At 71.2% G+C, this 15,790-nt stretch carries 17 protein-coding genes and 2 pseudogenes; 9 read left to right on the top strand and 10 right to left on the bottom strand.

Features of this window, described 5'->3' with window-relative positions; all coding sequences use genetic code 11:
* Nucleotides 1-249: 249 nt before the first annotated feature.
* A complete protein-coding gene (locus IG64_RS35450; RefSeq protein ID WP_051813720.1) occupies nt 250-573 on the bottom strand; it encodes a MarR family transcriptional regulator in 324 nt (107 codons plus the stop codon).
* Between the two features lie 337 nt (nt 574-910).
* On the opposite strand from IG64_RS35450, the gene IG64_RS35455 reads away from it, so the two are divergent.
* Both IG64_RS35455 and IG64_RS35460 read left to right on the top strand, forming a co-directional pair.
* A complete protein-coding gene (locus IG64_RS35455; RefSeq protein WP_324609599.1) occupies nt 911-1,387 on the top strand; it encodes an ATP-binding protein in 477 nt (158 codons plus the stop codon).
* Nucleotides 1,388-1,584: 197 nt separating this feature from the next.
* On the top strand, nt 1,585-2,040 hold the full coding sequence (locus tag IG64_RS35460) for a VOC family protein (RefSeq protein WP_037864208.1): 456 nt from the start codon (nt 1,585-1,587) through the stop codon (nt 2,038-2,040).
* Between the two features lie 132 nt (nt 2,041-2,172).
* Here the strand turns inward: IG64_RS35460 and IG64_RS42975 are convergent, their stop codons facing one another.
* The gene (locus IG64_RS42975; RefSeq protein ID WP_107474455.1) at nt 2,173-2,769 is read right to left on the bottom strand and encodes a transposase; all 597 of its coding nucleotides are present in this window, start codon (nt 2,767-2,769) and stop codon (nt 2,173-2,175) included.
* Between IG64_RS42975 and IG64_RS35470 the strand changes: the two genes are divergently transcribed.
* Nucleotides 2,660-2,995, top strand: a complete 336-nt coding sequence (locus tag IG64_RS35470; RefSeq protein ID WP_051813722.1) for a LysR substrate-binding domain-containing protein — start codon at nt 2,660-2,662, stop codon at nt 2,993-2,995. The two genes, IG64_RS42975 and IG64_RS35470, sit on opposite strands and share 110 nt — an antisense overlap.
* A 56-nt stretch (nt 2,996-3,051) precedes the next feature.
* On the opposite strand, the gene IG64_RS35475 is transcribed toward IG64_RS35470, so the two are convergent.
* The gene (locus tag IG64_RS35475; protein WP_037864210.1) at nt 3,052-3,681 is read right to left on the bottom strand and encodes an LUD domain-containing protein; all 630 of its coding nucleotides are present in this window, start codon (nt 3,679-3,681) and stop codon (nt 3,052-3,054) included.
* A 153-nt stretch (nt 3,682-3,834) separates the two neighbouring features.
* Between IG64_RS35475 and sigJ the strand changes: the two are divergent.
* Nucleotides 3,835-4,756, top strand: a pseudogene (gene sigJ / locus IG64_RS35480) (RNA polymerase sigma factor SigJ).
* Between the two features lie 141 nt (nt 4,757-4,897).
* Here the strand turns inward: sigJ and IG64_RS39745 are convergent.
* A complete protein-coding gene (locus tag IG64_RS39745; RefSeq protein WP_078884403.1) occupies nt 4,898-5,665 on the bottom strand; it encodes a MerR family transcriptional regulator in 768 nt (255 codons plus the stop codon).
* A gap of 33 nt (nt 5,666-5,698) precedes the next feature.
* Complete coding sequence (locus IG64_RS35490; protein WP_078884404.1) at nt 5,699-7,375, bottom strand: FAD-dependent monooxygenase; 1,677 nt, start codon at nt 7,373-7,375, stop codon at nt 5,699-5,701.
* 46 nt (nt 7,376-7,421) lie between these two features.
* Between IG64_RS35490 and IG64_RS35495 the strand changes: the two genes are divergently transcribed.
* Together IG64_RS35495 and IG64_RS43415 are read left to right on the top strand one after the other, a co-directional pair.
* Nucleotides 7,422-8,072 carry a TetR/AcrR family transcriptional regulator gene (locus IG64_RS35495; protein WP_037864214.1) on the top strand — a complete coding sequence of 217 codons (651 nt, stop codon included), beginning with the start codon at nt 7,422-7,424 and terminating at the stop codon, nt 8,070-8,072.
* 166 nt (nt 8,073-8,238) lie between these two features.
* On the top strand, nt 8,239-8,505 hold the full coding sequence (locus IG64_RS43415; protein ID WP_420710044.1) for a GNAT family N-acetyltransferase: 267 nt from the start codon (nt 8,239-8,241) through the stop codon (nt 8,503-8,505).
* Between the two features lie 22 nt (nt 8,506-8,527).
* On the opposite strand, the gene IG64_RS35500 is transcribed toward IG64_RS43415, so the two are convergent.
* Both IG64_RS35500 and IG64_RS35505 read right to left on the bottom strand, forming a co-directional pair.
* Nucleotides 8,528-9,244 (bottom strand): class I SAM-dependent methyltransferase, encoded by a 717-nt coding sequence (locus tag IG64_RS35500; protein ID WP_107474454.1) that lies wholly within the window; start codon nt 9,242-9,244, stop codon nt 8,528-8,530.
* Between the two features lie 54 nt (nt 9,245-9,298).
* A complete protein-coding gene (locus IG64_RS35505) occupies nt 9,299-9,778 on the bottom strand; it encodes a hypothetical protein (RefSeq protein ID WP_234438714.1) in 480 nt (159 codons plus the stop codon).
* Between the two features lie 171 nt (nt 9,779-9,949).
* Between IG64_RS35505 and IG64_RS35510 the strand changes: the two genes are divergently transcribed.
* Nucleotides 9,950-11,230 carry a sensor histidine kinase gene (locus IG64_RS35510; RefSeq protein WP_037864216.1) on the top strand — a complete coding sequence of 427 codons (1,281 nt, stop codon included), beginning with the start codon at nt 9,950-9,952 and terminating at the stop codon, nt 11,228-11,230.
* Nucleotides 11,218-11,868, top strand: a complete 651-nt coding sequence (locus tag IG64_RS35515) for a response regulator transcription factor (RefSeq protein WP_037864218.1) — start codon at nt 11,218-11,220, stop codon at nt 11,866-11,868. The genes IG64_RS35510 and IG64_RS35515 overlap by 13 nt, the downstream gene beginning before the upstream one ends.
* A gap of 56 nt (nt 11,869-11,924) precedes the next feature.
* Here IG64_RS35515 and IG64_RS42645 read toward each other — a convergent pair whose 3' ends face one another.
* The 3 genes and pseudogenes from IG64_RS42645 to IG64_RS43140 all read right to left on the bottom strand — a co-directional run.
* A complete protein-coding gene (locus IG64_RS42645) occupies nt 11,925-12,269 on the bottom strand; it encodes a hypothetical protein (RefSeq protein WP_234438715.1) in 345 nt (114 codons plus the stop codon).
* Nucleotides 12,270-12,315: 46 nt separating this feature from the next.
* Nucleotides 12,316-12,981 carry a GAF and ANTAR domain-containing protein gene (locus tag IG64_RS35525; protein ID WP_078884406.1) on the bottom strand — a complete coding sequence of 222 codons (666 nt, stop codon included), beginning with the start codon at nt 12,979-12,981 and terminating at the stop codon, nt 12,316-12,318.
* 491 nt (nt 12,982-13,472) lie between these two features.
* Nucleotides 13,473-13,700 (bottom strand): annotated as a pseudogene (locus IG64_RS43140) (DUF2267 domain-containing protein); the annotation flags it as partial.
* Nucleotides 13,701-13,946: 246 nt separating this feature from the next.
* On the opposite strand from IG64_RS43140, the gene IG64_RS35530 reads away from it, so the two are divergent.
* A complete protein-coding gene (locus IG64_RS35530; RefSeq protein ID WP_199811725.1) occupies nt 13,947-15,650 on the top strand; it encodes a SpoIIE family protein phosphatase in 1,704 nt (567 codons plus the stop codon).
* Nucleotides 15,651-15,790 lie beyond the last annotated feature (140 nt).

The following is a 15,790-nucleotide window of genomic DNA, read 5'->3' on the forward strand; positions in this document are numbered from 1 at the left end:
CGGCTCTCCTCGCCGACTCCACCCAGTTCCTCACGGTCCCAGGCAGCCACCGCCGACTCGGCCACGGGCCGAGGCAACCGAACGCTGATCCGGCTGATCTGGGCATCGAGATGAGCCCCGACCGCCGCCAGCACCGTGCGGTCCTGCTGATACCTCACGTACTGCTCGCGGTCTTCCACGAGTCGAGGGTACTCAGGCCCAATCGAGGGACCGGCTCCAGAGCCGCCCCCTCCGTCATGCCCCCGGCCGCTACCAGCGCACCCCGAGGGCGGCCCGCACCGCCGGCTGCTCAGCGGCGGGGACGAGCGTCAGCAGGCTCCGGACGGTCAGGTGAGCCTCGCCTGGATGGCGGAGTGCGCTGTCCAGGTGGAGGGTGCAGCGCGTGCGCCGTCCGTCCCGCTTGCGGCTGAGGTGGCCGGCTTCTTCAAGGTCACAGACGATCTTCTGGGCCGTGCGCTCGGTGATGTGGCAGGCCGCGGCGATGCCACGGAAGCGCGCGGAGGGGTCGCGGGCGATGGCCGGCAGGACGCGGGCATGGTCCGTGAGGAAGGCCCGCCCTCCGCTCTGTTCCATGACGTGTCCTGCTCCTTGTGCACTGCCGTGCCCGGGTAATCCGGTGGCGTTCACCACATGGTGGCGACCGCCGCTTTCGTCATGCGGCCAACTCCGCCGGCAGCTCATCGGCCAGCTTCTCGGAAGCCGGCCGCGGCGATGACGCAACGGCCATCGGGACCGCGACGGCCCCGTACAGCCCTGGTCCATCCTGCCCCCGTGCCTTCGCTGGTGGCTTTCCGGCAGATAGTTGCTGCCTGGCAAAGACCGGAAAATCGTTTCATGTTTGTGAGGGCGGGTGTGTCTTGGGTAGAGGGCGCGGAGCAGTGGTCGACGCTTCGGAAGTGAGGCGGCCGGCATGGGAGTGCCTGTCCAGGACGGCGACCGTGAGTCACCCACGGATCGCCTGTTCATGGTGTCCGTGGCCTTCGAGGGCAGCGAGGACATCGCCGAGGCCCGGCACCTGGCCCGCTCGTTCCTGACGGACGTGCAAGCGGTGCACGGAGTACCGGTGTCCGACAGCGCCATGGGTGTGGTGCAGCTGGTGGTGAGCGAGCTGGTGACCAACGCCCGCAAATACGCTCCCGGCCCGTGTCTTGTCACCCTGGAGGCCTGTGGGGGTGCGGTGGAGGTGACGGTGTGGGACAGCGAACCGTGCCTGCCCGGGGCCCGGACTGCTGACCCGGAGCGAATCGGCCGGCACGGTCTGGAGATCGTGATGGCGGTCTGCCGCAGTTTCGAGATGCACCGGGAGCCGGTGGGCAAGTGGATCGTGGCGGCCGTGGTGCTGGCCGACGATCCGGTCGGGGACGAGGCCGGTGATCAGATCTGCTGACGCTGAACGGCCCCCTGACGGGGCCACAGGAGGCTGCCAAGCACGGCATTATGCACGTGATCAAGGCCGGCCGGACCCGCCGCGGCTCGGGCAAGACGCGTCGCGGCCCTGGACGGCCGGTGAGGTGAGGGTGCCTGACGCCGCGGTCGACCTCGGCTCCGACCGGGTCTGTCAGACCTGCCTGAGATGCTTCGAACATGGAGATGACAGTGCAGCTGACAATCGACTGCTCCGATCCGCAGAGAATGGTGACTTTCTGGGCCGAGGCCCTGGGCTACGTGCCTGAGCCTCCGCCGGACGGACACGCCACGTGGCGTGCTCACTGGGCGGCTATGGGGGTGCCCGAAGCAGAGTTGCCGGCCGGTGCCGGGGATATCCCGGAGTCGATCATCGATCCCGCGGGAAGCGGGCCGAGGGTGTGGTTCCAGCAGGTTCCGGAGCCGAAGGTCGCCAAGAACCGGTGGCACTTCGACCTGAAGGTCGGTGGGGGCCGTCACGTCCCGCTGGACGTCCGCGCACAGCGGGTCAAGGCTACGGTGGATCGGCTGGTCAAAGCTGGTGCCACCGTGCTGCGGATCAAGGATGAGCCGGACATGGGGCTCTACGCGGCCGCCATGCAGGACCCCGAGGGCAACGAATTCGACGTCGTCTGAGGGTTGTTGCGACGGTGCTGGTCACAGCCGTTCGTTGATAGCTGCGATCAGCACGGTCGCTTCGTAGCGGACGGCGAGTTTGTCGTTGGGGGCGCGACTGCGCGGTGCCGCTTGATCCGGTTGATGCCGCACTCAACCGTGTGCCTCTCGCGGTAGTCGGCTGGCCTTGTCGAACTTCGATGGTCGGGCCACCTGAAGAGCCGCGGACCAGGCGTGTTTGACCTGGTCCTTCTTTTCCGGGACCGTGCAACGGATCCCGCGTCTGCGCAGGTAGGCGCGGTTCTTCCGGGAGCCGTACGCCTTGTCCGCGCGGACCTTGTCCGGGCGCTTGCGTGGGCGGCTGAGGCCGATCCTGAGCACCCGGATGTTCTCCAGCACCGGTTCGAACTGCGGGGAATCCCCGTGCTGTCCGGGCGTGATGACGATGGACATGGACGTCTGTCCCTGATCCACTGCGAGGTGGAGCTTGGTCGTCAGCCCGCCGCGCGAGCCCGGCGGAAGCCGATGACCTGCTCGCCAGGGTCGTGGCCTGGGCGCAGGAGACCGTTCGGGACCATAGGGCGCCCGGGAGGACCGAACAAGGTGTGAGGCCGCTCCGTCCCCGCTGAACTTCGGCACTATGCTGCCCGCCTGCGAAGGGCACTGGCTGCGCCGCCTGCTCGACCGGCTCTTCGCCGCCCACGGCCTGACCCCGAAGATCGTCTGCGTCAGCGACGAGCACAGCGCCATCGCCGGCCTGATCAGCGCCGGCCTCGGTATCGGCTTGGTCCCCACCTTCGCCCGCCGCGCCGCCGGCCACGCGCCGGTCGCCTGGCGCACGGTCGACCACCCCGACTGCCGCCGTACCGTCACGCTTTACTGGGGCGCCGACAGCCATCTGTCACCAGCCACCCGCCTGCTGCGCACCACCGTCACCCGCTGGGACTGGACGACCGGCGCACCGCAAGGCGAATAGCCCCTGTCTGCTGTTCCGCAGACAGGGGCCGGTTTCGCCGATCCGGTCCGGTGCCGTCAGAACCCGATCGCCTCGCGGATCAGCAGGACGGTGCCCCGTCCGGGCTCGGTCTCGGCGTTCATGATGAGCACCCGGTTCAGCGCGGCGGGCTGCCCGTACACCTTCTGGGTACGCTCGTTCTCCAGAGGCAGACAGTGCTCTTCCACTCGCCGCAGCGCGGCGGGCAGGTCCGGTACGATCTTCTGCGCTCCCACGACCCAGATCGCCCGAGCGGCGGCGCCGGCGTAGCCGGGCAGTTGGCTTCCGCTGGCCGAACCTGCCACCAGGGACCCGGTCTCGGTGACCGCGGCGACGCTGCCCACGATGAAGTCCGGGACCGACAGCGCCGCCCAGATCTCGTTCCGCTGCGTGACCCGATCCATCGTCCAGCCCCTGGCCTTGACCGAGTCGTAACGGCCGCTGGTGTTGAGGGCGTCGTCGATACCGGAGAGGCGAAGGGTCTCACTCGCTCCGGTGAACACCGCGGCGCCTTCCGGGATCATCTGTTCGACACGCGCCCGCGCGGCAGCGGCGCTATCGACGATCTCCACCACGAAACCGTGGTCGGTCAGCGCAGCAGCCGCCCGCTGCAGGCGCTCCTCGGCGGCGGGGTCGGTGAACAGCGGTGCCGGAATATCAGTGGTCATGATGAGCCTCCCGCTCACACGGTGGTGTTGCCGTCTTCCTCTGGCGACAAGGCAGCCCCGCGAAATGTGAGGCGACGTGCTTAGGCTCACATTCCGATGCGCTGTCTTGTCGGATGCGGTAGAGCGGATCCAAGAGAAGGAGACAGTGCCACCATGACCACCCAACCCGGGCCGGGCCTGGAAAGAGTCATGAGTGAGCGGCGGCAGCTGATCAACCTCACTTACCGGCTCCTCGGCTCACTGGCGGAGGCCGAAGACGCCGTTCAGGAGACCTACACCCGCTGGTACGCCATGTCCGCCCAACAGCGCGGCGCCGTGGAGTCCCCAGGGGCATGGCTGACCACGGTCGCCACCCGCATCTGCCTGAACCTGCTCGGCTCGGCGCGCGCCCTATGTGGGCGAGTGGCTGCCCGAGCCGCTGCCCGGGCCCGCCGACCGGGCCGGCTGGTCCGGCCCCGCCGGCACGGACCCCGCTGACCGAGTGACTTTGGACGAGTCGGTCAGCATGGCGTTCCTCGTCGTACTCGACTCCATGACCCCGGCCGAGCGCGTCGCCTTCGTCCTGCACGACGTCTTCGGCTACCCCTTCGCCGAGGTCGCCGAGATCACTGGCCGTACTCCGGCCGCCTGCCGCCAACTGGCCTCCTCCGCCCGCCGCCGCGTCAGCACAACACGAACCTCTGCAACCCTCCCGAACTGGCCGAGTTCGGCATCCCAGCGAGCCAACATCGTCCGCGACTTCAAGGCGGCCTGGCAGGCCAAAGACATCGCTGCCCTCATCGGTCTGCTCGACCCCGACGCGACAGCGGTCGCCGACAGCGGAGGCCTGGCTCTGTCCTTCCTGGACCCGATCAAGGGCGCGGAACAGATCGCCCGCGGCTGGATCGAGATCGCCAACCGGACACCGGGCCCCATGACGTTGCTGGAGCGCACCGTCAACGGCCAGCCCGGGCTGGCCGCCGAGCAGGACGGCGTCGTCGTGACGGTGTTCGCGTTCGACGTCGTCGACGATCGGATCCGGCACATCTGGGTCATCCGCAACCCTGAGAAGCTGCGGCCCTGGACCATGAACTGACGTCAGAGAACGGTGACGCCCCTCCCGGCGGCTGCTGCCACGCGTCTTCACCGTCAAGCGTGCTCAGGGTGGTGGCCGGGAGTGGCGGGAGCCGCCCCCCGCTTGCCCCGCTGCGCCTGCCGACCTGGTGTCGGCGGCCACTTAGGATCCGGTGCCGTCGATGATCAGCGCGGTCGGCGTGATCCCCTGCTGCATCCGCCAGGCCAGACGGGCACGCACCTGCGTCCCGGCTCCTGAAGGTCGGCCAGGCCTCTCACCGCCCTGCTCCGGGAGCTGATCGGGACGGACAACGGAGTCCACCTGCGGGACCTCCGGCCGGCCGTGCGAGAGCGGCTTCCCGGCCTCCAGGACGCCAGCGATGAGGAGCTGCGCGGGCAGCTGCTCCAGGCCGGCTACGACCCGTCCCGTAGGTTCCGCGCCAGGGGCAAGGCAGGGCGGGCCGGTGTGCACCGTGACGAGCAGCAGGGCGAGCACCTCCCGGTCCTTGGCGGCTATGGGGGAGGCGGCCAGGGGAGAGCCGGACGGACCGGCGGCGGGTCCGGCGAACAGGGCCGTCAGCTCCGGTGAGAGCGGCCCCTCGGTGGGCAGTTCACCCGCGTCGAGCAGGGCCCGCAGCCGCGCCCGCCGCTCCCGCAGCGCCGCCTCCTGCCGCGCCAGGTCGGCGTCCAGCTCTTCGAGTACGTCGACGAGATCACGCCCGGCGACCTCGGCGAGCACGTCCCGGACCTCGGCCAGACCCAGCCCCAGCTCCGTCAGCCTGATCCGGGCCAGGACGACGGCGTGGCGGAGCGTGTAGTGCCGGTACCCGTTGGAACGCCGCTCGGCCTGCGGGAGCAGCCCCACGTGGTGGTAGTGCCGCACGGTCCGCGTGGTGACGCCGACGGCCGCGGCGAGTTCTCCGATCCGCATGGGACCAGTACAGACGTTGACGCCACGTCAAGGTCAAGCGCGTTCGGCAGGCCTGCCGAACCAGCGTTCCAGGGCCGTGGGCAGGGGATCGGTGCCGGCCGCCGCTTCCGTACGCGCGCCCGTACCGGCGCCGCTGCCCGCCCCCGTGTCCGCCGCCCAGGCCACGAAGCCGTCCGGCCGTACCAGCAGTGCGGCGAGATCCCGGTGCCCGGTGCCGGCGTAGCGGCTGCTGACGACGGTGACCTGGTCGCCGTACCCCGCGGCGCACGACCGCAGCTCCCGGTTGTCGGTGAGGTCGAGCAGCAGGCCGCGGGCGCTGTGCAGGTGGTCGCCGAGGCGGCTGCCGTCGGCGAGTTCCAGGTCGGGCGCGCTCGCGCCGACGAGCGGGTGGTCGCCGGGGAGGTCGTAACGCTGCCAGATGCCGGAGATCTGCTTCACCAGGTACGTCGTCCCGGCCTTCGTCAGCGCCAGGTCGGTCACGACCCGGCGCAGCGCGCGGGCGTGCCGGTCCGGCCGCATGACGGCGATCTGCGCTCGGGTCCAGTCCAGCACCCAGGCGCCGATGGGGTGCCGTTCGGCCGTGTACGTGTCGAGCAGCCCCTCGGGTGCCCGGCCGCGCACCACCGCCGCCAGCTTCCAGCCGAGGTTCATCGCGTCACCGATGCCGAGGTTCAGTCCCTGCCCCCCGAACGGTGAATGCACGTGGGCGGCGTCCCCCGCGAGCAGCACCCGGCCCCTGCGGTAGGTGCTCGCCTGGCGTGCGTTGTCGGTGAAGCGGGTGATCGAGTGGATCTTCGTCACCGTCACGTCGGGGACACCGGAGACGCGGCGCAGGCTGTCCTGCAACTCCTGCGCGGTGATGGGCGCGGACCGGTCCGCGGGCGGCCCGTCGAACTCGACGGTGAGGACCCGGCCGGGGAAGGGCCCGTGGACGTACGTACCGACCTCGGTCGTGTTCCAGCCCTTCCCCAGCTTCTCGGCGCCGGTCAGGTCCGCGACGGCCTGGTAGCCGGTGATCTCCGGGTCCGTGCCGGGGAAGCCGAACCCGGCGAGCTTGCGGACCGTGCTGCGCCCGCCGTCGCAGCCCACGAGCCAGCCGGCCCGGACGCGGCGGGAGGGGGCGGATCCGCCGGCCGGCACGAGTTCCACCGTGACGCCGTCCTCGCCCCGGTCCTGGAAGCCGGTCAGCTCGACACCGCGGCGCACCTCGACACCGAGCTGCCCGGCCCGTACGGCGAGGATCCGCTCCAGTTCCGCCTGCGGGACGCCGAGACCGGCCTCGGCCGCAGGGCCGACGTCGGCGAAGGCCGGGTCGGAGTCGTCGAACAGGTCCGCACTCATCATGATCCCGGCGAAGTGCCCGGCGAACTTGGGCGGCAGCCGGTGCGCCCCGCCGCTTCCGCCGTCACCGCCGCTTCCGCCGTCACCGCCGCTGCCGGCCGTCCCGCCGCCTTGTACGAAGCCGCGGATCCGGTCCAGCATCCGCTCCCACTCCTGCGTCAGCTCGGGCAGCAGCCCCCGCCGGTAGAACGCCACGGCGCTGGGCGTGTTGATCGCACCCGCCTTGATCGTCTCGTCCACCTCGATCAGCCGCTCCGCCACCAGCACCCGGGCCCCGCCGAGCCCCAGTTCGCAGGCGAGGAACAGTCCCACCGGGCCGGCGCCCGCCACCACCACGTCGTAGTCCCACAGCTCAGTCATGTCAGTCATGGCTGCACTGTAGTCACTAAAAATTTCTAGCCGCTATAGTTTTTTCATGGATGGACAGCGGACCGCGGAACCCTCCCTGAGGGAGCGGAAGAAACGCGAGACCCGGCAGCGGATCTCGGACGTGGCGACCGGGCTCTTCCTGGAGCGCGGCTTCGACGAGGTGACCGTCACGGACATCGCCCGCGCCGCGGACGTCTCCCCGATGACGGTCTTCAACTACTTCCCGCGCAAGGAGGACCTGTTCCTCGACCGCATCCCTCAGGCGGTCGACCTGTTCACGGGGGCCGTGCGCGGACGCGCGCCGGACGAACACCCGCTCGCCGCGCTCCGCCGCCTGGCCCTCGGCCTCCTCGACGAGGGGCACCCGCTGTCCGGCGCACGCGACCGCTTCGTCCCGTTCCTGCGGGTCGCCGCCGCCTCCCCGGCGCTGCGCGCCCGCGCCCGCGAGGCGGCGGAGGAACTGGAGGCCGCCCTGGCCGAGGCCCTCGCCGAGACCGCGCCGGACCTGTCCGAGCCCCGGCTCCTCGCCGCCCTGACCGTCGCCGCGTACCGCACGGTCTGCGTCACCTTCGCAGGCCGCCTGCTGGCGGGCGAACCGGCCGGCGCCCTCGTCGGCGACCACCGCCGGCGCCTGACCGCCGCCTTCGACGCCCTGGACCGCGCTTTCCCCGCCTCAGGAGCCGCCCCCACCGCCTGACGAGGTCACGCCCCGGCGACCGGCCCCCGTCGCGCCCGGTGTCTTGGGCGGCACGGCAGACGAGCCGGGCGGACGGCCGCGTGAAGTTCCCGTCAGGGAACCTCCCGAGGAACGTCCGGGCTCCACAGGGCAGGGGGGTGGCCAGGCCTTTGGAGCTGAGGTCGGTGTGGGTCAGCCCCAGGCCCGGGGCTGCGGCGTCGGAGACCGGTTGACGGCGGCAGTCGAGGGGTGGGCGGGGCAGAGGGGTGCTACGACTCTGCAGCTCGCGGTCCTACCGGGCGACGAGCCCGCTATCGTGCCGTACCAGCGCCACAGGCCCGCTCGCGGGACTCCGCGGGGCCGCTGCCGCAGTTTGCGTGGCCGGCCGCGGTTGGGCGGAGCCCCCTCGCCTCCTGGAGCGGCCTACCGGGCGCCAGGTTGTTCAGCTCGGTGATCGCGGTCCCTGCGTGCGGTGCTCACGCTTCCCCGTCGTCGGTGTCCCGGTCGCTGTGGGCGAGACGCTCGCTGTGGTGGCCCGGCTGGTCGGCTCCGCAGGGCCGGAAGCGGGCGAGGTACGCCGGGCTCGGGTCGCGGCGCTCGGCCCGGTGGAGGCCGGCGGCGTCGGCGAGCCGGTGCAGCCGGCCGAAGGGGATCCAGTGCCGGTCGAAGAACTCGCCGATCACCAGCCGCCCGCCCGGTGCCAGCACCCGTGCCGCCTCGCGCAGTACCCGGTCCGGCTCGGGAATCTCGCCGAGCGCGGTCACGGCGTACACGGCGTCGAACGTCCCGTCGGCGTAGGGCAGTTCACGTGCGTCCGAGCGGGTGGGCCTGATCGTCGCCAGGCCGTCGCGCCCGGCACGGCACATCACGTGGTCGAGCATCTCCTGCTGGATGTCGAGCACATCGAGCCGTCCCTGCGGCCCGAGCTGCGGGGCGACGTGCAGCGACTGCAGGCCCGTCCCCGGACCGATCTCCAGGATCCGCTCCCCTGGCCGCGGTTGCAGTACGGCGTCCATCCGGTCGGCTGTCAGGAACGGCAACGGCACGTCGAGGAGGCCGCGTTGGGCGTATGGATAGGGCGCCGCGTCGCCCAGCCACCAGGCGGCGGCCAACACGGCGCCGACGCCGGCGGCGACCGCCCAGCGGGTCCGGGCCGGGATCGGGGCGACGGGGACGGTGGTGATGCGGTGCATGGTGTTCTCCGGTGGATTTGACTTGGTCCGTGGCATGCGGCTGGGCGGTCGGCGTCAGGCGTGCCGGCTCAGCGCCCGCAGCGCCAGCCGGCCGCACAGCGCGGCGAGCGGCAGCTCGGCGCCGAGCGCCATGGCGACCGCGGTGGCGAAGTCGCCGCCCGGGGCCGCGGTCGTGGTGTCGAACCAGGCGTCCACCACGAGCAGCGTCGCGGTCGCGGCTGCTGCCAGGGCGTGCCGCCGGTCGCCGCGGGCGGCGAGGAGGCCGGTGGCGATCAGACCGAGCGCCTCCAGCGCGTCGAGCCCGACCCAGGCGACCGGCCAGTGCGCCGCGGTCGCGGTGCCCGGCAGGCCGGTGGCCAGCACGTACAGCCACGGCAGCAGGGCGAGCCCGCAGGCGACCAGCAGCCCTCCGGCCCGCCGCATGCCCCGCGCCGGGCGCGGCTCCTCCACCTCTTCGTGGAGCGGGATGACCTCGGCGCGGCCGAAGCCCTCGGCACCCGCCAATTCGTCATCACCCTGCACCAGTTGACGCATCGTCTTCCCCCGCTCCCCGCCGGCTCTCCCCTTCACGTGCTCCACCCTCCGCCGCACACCAGGGCGCCGTCAGTCACGCAGGGTTCCGACCCGGGGTGGAGAAAACTGCACCCCCGAACCGGGCGGGAGCGTCATGGCGCGGGGCTGGCCTGCGGCTTTACGGTTTGACGCATGCAACTCACGACGTGGCTGCAACTGGTACCGGGCCGGCCGTTCCGCAGGGCGGGACACCGGACCGCGCTCATCGCGGCCGGCCTGCCGCTCCACCTCGCCGTGGTGCCACTGTGGCTCTGGCTGCTCGGCACGATGGCGGCGCTGGTGCGCGCGCCCGGCGCGGTGGCCGTGACTCCGCTGCCCGTGCTGCTCACGCTCGTGGTGACACCCCTGCTGACCGCCGGGCAGCGGCGGCGCTACCGGGCGCTCGCCGGCAAGGACCTCCCGCGCCCCGCCGCACCCGGGCCCGGGCCCGGACGCAACTGGAAGCCGGCGGTGCGCCGGCTGACCACACGGGCCTTGTGGCGGCAGGTCTGCTACCACGCCGTGGCGGGTCCGCTGTTCGCCGTCCTGGACCTCGCCGTCCTCGCGGTCTGGGCCACCGCTCTCGTGGCCGCCTCCATCTACGTGTGGATCTGGGCACTGCCCCCGCAGTGGCGGCTCACCGGCGTCGGGTACACCACGCAGGCCGCGTACATCACCGCCGGCGGCCTCGCCCTGCTGTTCCTCGGGCCCCGGCTGACCGGCGCTCTGGTGCGGCTGGACACCCGGGCGGCCGAGGTCCTGCTCGGCCCCAGCCGCACGGACAAGCTGGCCCGCCGGGTAGCCGACCTCGCCGAGAGCCGGGCCGGCGTGCTCGACGCCGCCGACGCCGAGCGGCGGCGGATCGAACGCGACCTGCACGACGGCGCACAGCAGCGCCTCGTCTCACTCGCCGTCAACCTGGGCCTGGCCAGGTCCACCCTCGGCGACCTGCCGGAGGACGCCCGCAAGGTGATCGACGAGGCGCACCGCGAGGCGAAGGAGGCGATCGCCGAGCTGAACAACCTGGTGCGCGGCCTGCATCCGGCCGTCCTCGAGGACCGCGGCCTCGACGCCGCGCTGTCCGGGGTCGCCGCCCGCCTCCCGATCCCGGTGCGCGTGGCGGTGGACCTGCCGCAGCGCCCCTCACCCACGGTCGAGGCCGTCGCGTACTTCGTGGTATCCGAAGCCCTGACGAACGTGGTCAAACACGCCCAGGCGACGCGGGCGGACGTGACCGTGGAGCGGATCGGGGAGACACTGCTAGTGGTCGTCGCGGACGACGGCGCGGGCGGCGCGGATCTCGCGGCGGCCGGTGGTGGCACCGGGCTCGCCGGGCTCGCCAAGCGCGTCGCGTCCGTCGACGGCACGTTCTCCTGCCGCAGCCCCGCCGGGGGCCCGACCGTCATCACCGTGGAGCTGCCGTGCGCGCCGTGATCGCCGAGGATTCCCTCTTGCTGCGCGTCGGCGTGGTCAAGGTGCTGGAGGCGGCCGGCTTCCAGATGTGCGCGCAAGTCGCCGACGCCGAAAGGCTGCTGGCAGCCGTCGAGGAGCACCGGCCCGACATCGCCGTGGTCGACGTGCGCATGCCGCCCGGCTTCACCGACGAGGGAGTGCGCGCCGCGCTGGTGATACGCCGCCAGTACCCGCGTACCGCCGTGCTCCTGCTGTCGCAGTACGTGGAGGAGCGGTACGCCGCCGATCTGCTCGCCGCCAACACCTCGGGCGTCGGCTATCTGCTCAAGCAACGGGTCGCCGACGTCGAGGAGTTCGCCGAGGCGGTACGCCGGGTGGCGGCCGGCGGCACCGCGCTCGACCCGCAGGTCGTCGCGCAGCTGCTGGTGCGCCGGCACAGCGATCCGCTCGACCGGCTGACACCGCGCGAGCGGGAGGTGCTGGAGCTGATGGCGGGCGGCCGGTCCAACTCCGGCATCGCCGCCGAGCTGGTCGTGAGCGAGAGCGCGGTCGCCAAGCACATCAACAGCATCTTCACCAAGCTCGATCTGCCCAAGGCCGACGCCGACCACCGCCGCGTCCTGGCGGTGCTGCGATTCCTGGGCGTTGCGACCGCATAGTGCGCGATCACGCCCGTGCACCAGACCCGATGGCGTGTTCCGACACGAACGTGGGATCAGGCGACGGTCCCGTCGCGCAGCTGGCGGGCGATCCGGGCGACGCCGAGCGCTCCGGAGACGGCGTCCCGTACGAGCGCGACAGCCGGCTTGGGCGGGTGGCCGAGTCCGCGCGCGTTGAGGATCACGTAGGCCTCGGCCGCATGCCAGGCGAAGGCCTCGTTGGAGTGCTCGCTCGTGTTCGCCGGACGCCCTAATACCGGTGCTCTTACATTCTTGGACTGCCTTCCACCGAGGTAGCGGGGACCGATCCGAAGCTGTGCGAGTCGGCGCTTCGTGTCCGGGCGCCGGCCGGCCGCCGGGCATCGAGCCTCGGCAGTGCGCCGAATGAACGCCTCCGCCATGGCACGCCTTGGGTGGAAGCGCGGCAGGCGCGTCGGGGGCTGGTGATCAGGCGGGGGCGGTGCGTTGGGTCGTGACCCGCTGGGCGACGTCGCGCAGTTTGACGTTGTGGTGCTGGGAGACGCGGCGCAGCACGTTGAAGGCGTCGTTTTCGCTCATCTGGTGGCGTTCCATGAGGATGCCCATGGCCTGGCCGATGGCGTGCCGGCTCTCCATGGCGTGCTCGAGCTGGTCGATGGTGCGGGCGTCGGCCAGGGCGACGGCGGCGTGGGAGGCCAGCAGCCAGCCGGCGGTTCCGATGTCCTTGCTGAACGCTCCCGGCCGGCGGGCGTACAGGTTCAGTGCGCCGAAGTCCTCGTCGTCGGTGTAGAGCAGTACGCCGGTCATGCTGCCGATGCCGAGCTTGCGGGCCTGGGCCGCGAAGCGCTCCCAGGCGGGCTGGGGCTGGGTCAGGTCCGCGATCCGGTACACGCGCTCGCTGTCCTTGCGGCGGGCAAGATCGAAGCAGGGCCCCTCGTCCAGCTCATCCTGGAGGCGGTCGGACTCCTGGGCGATGTCGCCGCAGGCGGCCAGGGTCACTGCGCGGCCCTTGCGCACCGCGAGGATCCCGGCTTCATCACAGCCCTCGATCAGCTTCACCGCCGACGCCGCGATCTCCTCCAGCGTTGCCTGGACCGAGCCCTGGGCCAGCAGATCCCGCGCCAGCCGGGCCATCTGCTCGGCGTACTCACGCCATTCCACCCGCCACCACCCGCCTCGGCCACAGTTTCGGGCCACAGTACCGCCCGCTGGTGTTCCGGTGATCTGCTGTTACTACGAGCGGTGCACAAGTTCGCCGTGCCAGGGAACACCCTGGATCCGGAAGATCCTTTCGAGATGGGCGCCCCCGGCTGATCGGGGCGTCTGCCCAGATGTGCCTCTCGGCACCGCGGTCGGGCAGGTGGCGGTCCGGCGGCTCTCCCGGCTGTTTTTCCGAACCAGGAGAGCCTGGCAAGGACAGGCGCCCGGGCATCTGACTTTGCCTGCACTCGACGTTAGGTCCCCGTTGGGATCTGGTCGAGCAGGGACGTCAAAACTCAACCCGCGGTGCACACGTCTTTCACGTCCGCGGGTCTGTCCGCGGCTCGAATCGGGTCGCCGAGGTCACAGCCGGTTGGCGGACCCGGCCGCTGGGCCAAGCCCTCCTGCATGGGCGAGTGTGGGTATCAGCCGGCGAGGTCGGCCTCGCCGAACGGGACGGCGTAGCCGGAGGGGAGCCGGCTGATGATCTGATTCAGCTCGCCGCCGCTGACGGTGTCCGCAACAGTGGTCAGGACTGCGCCGGCGTCCCACTCGGCGGTACGCGGCCGTGCCCTACGGCTTCGTCCTGGTCGGTGTACTCCCCGCGCTCGCGTACACGGGCGGGGAACTCGTTGTACCTCATGGTTCACCTCCGTCGTGCGTGCATCCCGCGGCACCGGACCTTGTGATGCCTTCACCGGCCCAGTACCCAGGAGACCGGCGCATGTGCAGTGATGCCGGCCGCTGCCCAGGGACAGCGGTCGGCATGTCCGTAAAGAGGGGTAGTCGGGAAAAGAACGCGGTCACGACACCGCGCAGCGTGCAGGTGCGCAGCGGGCGGCATGACTGACGATCATGAAGGAGGCGTACGGGTGGCGGAGCCGGAGCAGACCACGAGCATGGATCAGCAGTCCCGCAGGGCGGCTGACAGCGCTCTGGCCGGGGCGTTGGCCGCCATCGGCGCGGGGGCGTATGTGGTGGATGAAAAGGGATGCGTCATCGCCGTCAACGCCCGAGCCGAGCACTTGCTGGCCCGGCCCGCTGAGGATCTTGTCGGCCGTGACGCACACGATCTGCTGCACCGGGATGCCACCGGCCAGCCGATCCCGACGAGCCGATGCAGCATGCGGCAGGCCTTCCACGCGGGGCGTACGGCCCAGGCCGAAGGGGAGCGGTTCGCGCGCGGTGACGGCACCTTGCTGCCTGTCTCATGGGTGATCACTCCCTATGACATCGGTGGCCGGGAGGCCGCTACGCTCGTTGTCTTCCACCGCGACCGGCAAGCGCAGGAGGCAGGCCCGCGGCAGGAGCCAGCGGCCGGGCCGCTGACCGAACTTGAGCGGCTGGCCCTGCTGGCGCAGACCACCACACAGCTGACCTCCACCCTGGATACCAACGAGGCGCTGCGTCGGCTCGTGGCACTGCTCGTGCCCCGGCTGGCGGACTGGGTGGTCATCGACCTGATCACGGAGCGTGACGAGGTGTGGCGTACCGACGTGGTCCACGCCGACGGCGAGACCCTGGTGCGCCACGACGAGCTTCAGGGGCCGATGCCCCCGGTGCCGGAAGAGTCCCCGATGCCGCTGTCCAGAGCTCTGCGCGGGGTTGCTTCCGCCCTTGCCGGTGCCAAGACCTACCAGCGGGCACCCGATTGCGGCATAACCGCCGAGCAGCGCCGCCTGTTCGAGGCGACCGGCATCCACTCCGCAGCTATCGTCCCCATCCGCAGCACCCGGGAGGTCCTGGGTGCCCTGACCCTGGGCCGCGCCGACACCGTGGGCGACTTCACCACCGCGGACCTGCCACTGATCGAGGACATCGCACGCCGGGCCGCGGTCGCCCTGGACAATGCGCGCCTCTACCAGCGTCAGCGCAAGGTCGCCGAGACCATGCAGAACCACCTGCTGCCCCAGCTGCCGCACGTACCCGGGCTGGAAATGCTTGCCCGCTACCTTCCCGCACCCGACGCATCACAGGTCGGCGGCGACTGGTACGACGTTTTCCGCCTGTCCGACGATGCCACCGCCCTGACCGTCGGAGACGTCGTCGGCCATGATCTGGAGGCTGCGGCCGGCATGGCACAGATACGCAACGTGCTCCGTGCCTACGCCTGGTACCAGCAAGAACCCCCGAGCCGCATCGTCGAGCGGCTCGACGAGGCGATCACGCACATCACCGATGTGCCCATGGCCACCATGATCTTCGCTCGCCTCGAACAGGCGGACAACGGGCACTGGAAACTGTCCTGGACCAACGCCGGCCACCCGCCACCCCTGCTCGTCAGCCGTGACGGCCTCACTCGATACCTCAGCGACGGCCACGGCATCCTCCTGGGCACCGAGGCCCACAATTCCCGCACCGACGCCACCGCCGTGCTGCCGCCCGGATCCACCCTCCTGCTGTACACCGACGGTCTCATCGAAGCAGCCGGACACTCCCTGGACGAGGGCCTGAGCCGGCTGCGTCAGCACGCGGCCGCTCTCGCTCACCGCTCCCTGACCTCCTTCACCGACCAGCTCCTGCGCCGGGTCCGCCCGGCCGACAACGACGATGACGTCGCCCTCCTCGCTCTGCGGACCCCAAGGGAAACACACGCCAGATAGGCGGCCAGCGGTCCGGACACGGCGGCACGGCAAAGCCGCAGAACGCGGGTCGGCTGCCAGGCTGAGGACATCCCAACCCGCAGGGAGCTCCGCCGCGTCCATCGCATTCCGCATCAGCTGCTGCCTGCGCCGCAGAACAT

The sequence above is a fragment of the Streptomyces sp. NRRL S-340 genome (assembly GCF_000720185.1).
Taxonomy (GTDB): domain Bacteria; phylum Actinomycetota; class Actinomycetes; order Streptomycetales; family Streptomycetaceae; genus Streptomyces.